Here is a 4,354-nt window from a genome sequence, read left to right on the forward strand (position 1 = left end):
ATATTCAATTTTGGATTGTTTTCTCTTGTTTATTTATTGTCAATAATCATTGCTAATTGAGAAAAGCCCGATATAATTAGTTTTCAGGATGATTATTTATATCGAACTCAGGTAAAATCAAACCCATAACTACACATTACCCAAAAACTACCAACAATGTTTTGAGGGAATTCTTCAATTAATGATTTTGCTCTTTCACAACCAGTAATACCAATTTCAGGTAAATGCACAGTCATATTCAAAAATCCTAGTAAAAATAAAAATGTGATTTTATCCCATTAAACAACAAAATCAAACAAATAATGCGCCATTTTCAACTTAGAACAAGCGGGAATTTCCACCTCTCTTCCTGACTTATCTAAAAACACCGCTTGATTGCCAATAATTCAAAGTTCATGTTATAGTGTACTTAAGTGTACACAATTTGTCAATTCACTATTATGGACATCCAATCTGTAGGAATCAAAGAATTTCGTGCCAATTTACATAAGTACACACAACAAACATCTGAACCAATCGCAATTACTTCTCATGGAGTCCCAATAGGTTACTATATACCAACACAACCTACTCCTCAAAAACAAGATTTAATGGCTTTACAAGCAGCAGTCCAAAAAATCCAACAATTGCTGGAAACAAGAGGTATTAGTGAAGATGAATTATTGGCTGATTTCCAGAATGCTAGAGAAAGTACAATATAACGATGAGAAAGTTAATTGTTTTAGATACTAATATTCTCATTCGCGCAGTATTAGCAGAACGTGTTCCCAACTTATTAGACAAATACAATTATAACTGTAGTTTTGTTACTCCCGCTTGTTGCTATGATGAGTTAAACGAGCATTTACCCAAAATTTTACAAAAACGGAATCTTCCATTAGATCCATTTTTAAATGCTATAGAGAAACTAACAAAGGTAGTCATACCAATAGCTGACGAAATTTATAGCGAATATGAGTATGATGCTAAACGGCGAATACAAGAAAGAGATATCAAAGACTGGACAATAGTTGCTCTTTCTCTATCTTTAAATTGTCCAATATGGACGGAAGATCAAGATTTTTTTGGAATTGGGATTGCTACATGGAACACTCGAAATGTAGAGATTTATTTAGGTAGTAATTAATTCTGTAGTTGCAGAAATAACGATATAATTTTATTCCCTTAAACAACAAAATCAAACAAATAATGCGCCATTTCCAACTTAGAACAAGCGGGAATTTCTACCTCTCTTCCTTGCTTATCTAAAAACACAGCTTGATTATGATCACTCCCAAAACCACTATCAACCTTATCAATAGGATTTGCGACAATTGCATCTAATTTCTTCCTTTGCAATTTCTCCCGCGCTGGAGTAATAATATCCCCCGTTTGTGCTGCAAAACCAATTAAATATTGATGGGGTTGTTTGCGATTTCCCAGTTCAGCGACTATATCCGGTACTGCTGCTAGAGGCAGATTTTCGGGAAGCGATCGCTTGGGCAATTTTTCGCTACTATAATCTCTAGGCTTTACATCTGCAACTGCGGCTGACATGATAATGATATCTGCATTGGCTAAATGGTTGAACATCACCTGCTGCATTTCCTCCGCACTGACAACCGCAATTGCTTCTACTCCCAAAGGTACATTCCAACTCGCCGGACAATGGACTAATATTACTTTTGCGCCTCTGTGCAGTGCTGCCTGTGCCAATGCTAAACCCATTTTACCAGTTGAGGGATTGCCAATAAATCGCACCGGATCTAAATATTCTCGTGTTCCCCCAGCACTGATTAAAACCTGCTTCCCAGCTAAATCTCTGTTTCCTTGGGTGTGTAATAAAGATTGAATATAAACAAATATTTCTGCCGCTTCTGCCATTCTACCAGCACCAATGCGATCGCACGCCAATAAACCAGAACCAGTTTCCATACCATAAAATCTACCGTCTGTCAATAGCTGCCGCCAATTTCTTTGTACCGCCACCTGTTCCCACATATCCGTATTCATGGCTGGTGCTAACAATACGGGACAGGTAGAAGCGAGGACTGTATTTGTTAGTAAATTATCTGCCATACCATAAGCTAACTTAGCTAAAGTATTAGCAGTTAAAGGCGCAATCACAATCAAATCAGCCCATTCACCCAACTCAATATGTAATGGACGAGCATAAATTGGTTGCCAAAAATCATCATCTATATAAGCTTGATGACGGGATAGAGTGGCTAAAGTTAAAGGAGTAATAAATTTTTGAGCAGATTTAGTGAGAATAACTCGCACTTCTAGCCCAGACTTAAACAGTGTAGAAACCAATTCACAAACTTTATAGGCGGCGATACCACCGCCTATAGCAATTAGGACTCTTTTTGATTGGGGATTTATAGATGATGGCATTATCTCTTTATTTTAATTAGTATTTTAGGAGGAACTTGATTTTCAGTAATCGGAAATCCATGATAGGTAGGATAACCCTGTTCATCAAAAGTATTATCTGAATGAAACACATAGAATTGATCTGTTTCTTTATGAAATCCATAACGTTTTTCACTATTTTCATTACTATTCCCCACAGAAATATTTAAAACTTTTTGAGCTTCTTTATCTGTTAAATTCATAGGAGTAGCATTTTCCCAATATCCTTTAGGATCATGTTTAGAATGAAGTTTATAACGAGGATATATTTTTCTAGCTTGTTTAATTTCAGTTAAATTTTTTATGCTTCTATTTTCTAGCGAACTTGTACCTTCTTGAAATTCAACTTCAATATTTTCTTGAATAAAATCAGGATTGTTTTGTAAACTAATTAATATTCCTTGAAGTTGAGCAGCACCTGCTAATGAACTCGATGAAACATCTTGTTTTTGATAGTGACATTTACAATCATTTAATAAATTTTGTAAATCCACAAACGGACCGTTCCTTAAAAGTCTAAGTAAAATCTTTGCTATTGTTTGTTGATTCGTTTTTTGCGATTTAATTTTAGTAGAAAACCATTCCTGTAATGTTAAATTTGAAGATAATTTTTGAGAATAAAAACTACTATGAGTTTGGATAGGATCACCATTTTGAAGAACACTGATTTCTTGAATAATTTCTAAAATATTTTTCATTAATTCATCAGCTTCATAATCATTGGTAGCTTGTGCAATAAAAGCAAGCTCATTAATCAAAAAGTGCATTTATAATAACTCCATTAAATCCTTCTCAGCTTGATCAAAAAAACCATCCGGCCATTTATCAATTCCTCCATCTGGATAAATTCGAGGTGTAATGATATCTGTTGTTGGTTGTCCTTTTTTTAAATATCTTTCAAAGTAGTTAATTTGTACTTTATCCGCATCAAGTTTCTTATATTTTACTGCTTTACGAATACCATTTAAAACATGATCGCTATGAGTTTCTAAGATTATTTGAATACCACAACTTGCTGCTAATGCAATTAATTCTCCCATTTTAGATTGTCCTCTAGGATGAAGATGAGCTTCTGGATTTTCTAACAAAATCAATGTATCTGAAGCAGCAGACAATATAGCCACAATAATCGGTAGAATGTAGATAATTCCGAAACCTACATTAGTTAGACGATAAGAATTATTGTCTTCATAGGAACATTGTAAATTTACTAAATCCATTGCTGAATGTAATCCTATATCAATTCTTGTTCCAGGACTAATTTCTCCTAACCAGGCTTCAACTTGACTTTTTAAACTATCAGACTGTGCTGATGGATGTGATAGTTGATGATGTGGAATTTTTGCATATTCATTTATAGATAAGAAATGAGCAGTAAATTCTCCTTGACTTCCAATCTGTTGATGTTGTCTGACTTGAAAATCAGACATTTGGAAATAATTTCTAGGTGCTACTCTTTCTGCTTTTAAGTAATGGAATTTATCTGTAAACAGACTTGAATTATCAATTTCTGCATCAATTGCTAGATCGATTTCTAGCCACATTGGTGTAGATAGTCGCATTATATCTGATTGACGATCACAATCAAAAATCCAAGTACCTTTAATATCATTATTCATGCCAATTTCAAAAGTTATTACATCCTCTTTAGCTCTCTTGAAAAGTGCATCTTTTCCAGTACCTATAGATACTAAATCACCGTTTAATACTAAACCTACCCTATCTAATAAATCATCCCGCAAACAAGATTGACGTAATAGTAATAGAGATTGCAACACAGACGATTTACCAGTGCTATTTAAGCCAGTCAGTAGAGTTAATGGCTTTAAAGAAAAAGATTGATTTTCAAATGGTTTAAAATTTTTTAAAGTCAAAGAACTTAGCATGATAAAACCTCTTGAACTATTTGATCAATTTGTTCAAACCGATATTGAACCTTACTAGCAGCTTGAGATACAGA

Annotated in this window: 6 protein-coding genes; 2 read left to right on the forward strand and 4 right to left on the reverse strand. The window is 34.1% G+C overall.

Annotated elements, in window-relative coordinates:
* Nucleotides 1-107 precede the first annotated feature (107 nt).
* Nucleotides 108-236: a hypothetical protein gene (locus tag IQ228_RS27225; RefSeq protein ID WP_255549989.1), complete on the reverse strand. Its 129-nt coding sequence runs from the start codon at nucleotides 234-236 to the stop codon at nucleotides 108-110.
* A 204-nt stretch (nucleotides 237-440) separates the two neighbouring features.
* Between IQ228_RS27225 and IQ228_RS22035 the strand changes: the two genes are divergently transcribed.
* On the forward strand, nucleotides 441-701 hold the full coding sequence (locus IQ228_RS22035; protein ID WP_027404895.1) for a type II toxin-antitoxin system Phd/YefM family antitoxin: 261 nt from the start codon (nucleotides 441-443) through the stop codon (nucleotides 699-701).
* A gap of 2 nt (nucleotides 702-703) precedes the next feature.
* A complete protein-coding gene (locus tag IQ228_RS22040) occupies nucleotides 704-1,126 on the forward strand; it encodes a PIN domain-containing protein (protein WP_027404894.1) in 423 nt (140 codons plus the stop codon).
* 38 nt (nucleotides 1,127-1,164) lie between these two features.
* Here IQ228_RS22040 and coaBC read toward each other — a convergent pair whose 3' ends face one another.
* The 3 genes from coaBC to IQ228_RS22055 are packed head-to-tail and all read right to left on the reverse strand — an operon-like array spanning nucleotide 1,165 to nucleotide 4,280.
* A complete protein-coding gene (coaBC, locus tag IQ228_RS22045; RefSeq protein WP_193964439.1) occupies nucleotides 1,165-2,376 on the reverse strand; it encodes a bifunctional phosphopantothenoylcysteine decarboxylase/phosphopantothenate--cysteine ligase CoaBC in 1,212 nt (403 codons plus the stop codon).
* Nucleotides 2,376-3,161: a hypothetical protein gene (locus tag IQ228_RS22050; RefSeq protein WP_168466976.1), complete on the reverse strand. Its 786-nt coding sequence runs from the start codon at nucleotides 3,159-3,161 to the stop codon at nucleotides 2,376-2,378. The genes coaBC and IQ228_RS22050 overlap by 1 nt, the downstream gene beginning before the upstream one ends.
* The gene (locus IQ228_RS22055; protein WP_027404891.1) at nucleotides 3,162-4,280 is read right to left on the reverse strand and encodes a DUF3696 domain-containing protein; all 1,119 of its coding nucleotides are present in this window, start codon (nucleotides 4,278-4,280) and stop codon (nucleotides 3,162-3,164) included.
* Nucleotides 4,281-4,354 lie beyond the last annotated feature (74 nt).

This window comes from Dolichospermum sp. LEGE 00246, from assembly GCF_015207865.1.
In the GTDB taxonomy this organism is placed as follows: Bacteria; Cyanobacteriota; Cyanobacteriia; order Cyanobacteriales; family Nostocaceae; genus Dolichospermum; species Dolichospermum heterosporum.

Excerpts from the sequence above, each read along its gene's own strand:
- IQ228_RS27225 (WP_255549989.1), bottom strand. The coding sequence starts at position 236 with ATGACTGTGCATTTACCTGAAATTGGTATTACTGGTTGTGAAAGAGCA.
- IQ228_RS22035 (WP_027404895.1), top strand. The coding sequence starts at position 441 with ATGGACATCCAATCTGTAGGAATCAAAGAATTTCGTGCCAATTTACAT.
- IQ228_RS22040 (WP_027404894.1), top strand. The coding sequence starts at position 704 with ATGAGAAAGTTAATTGTTTTAGATACTAATATTCTCATTCGCGCAGTA.
- coaBC (WP_193964439.1), bottom strand. The coding sequence starts at position 2,376 with ATGCCATCATCTATAAATCCCCAATCAAAAAGAGTCCTAATTGCTATA.
- IQ228_RS22050 (WP_168466976.1), bottom strand. The coding sequence starts at position 3,161 with ATGCACTTTTTGATTAATGAGCTTGCTTTTATTGCACAAGCTACCAAT.
- IQ228_RS22055 (WP_027404891.1), bottom strand. The coding sequence starts at position 4,280 with ATGCTAAGTTCTTTGACTTTAAAAAATTTTAAACCATTTGAAAATCAA.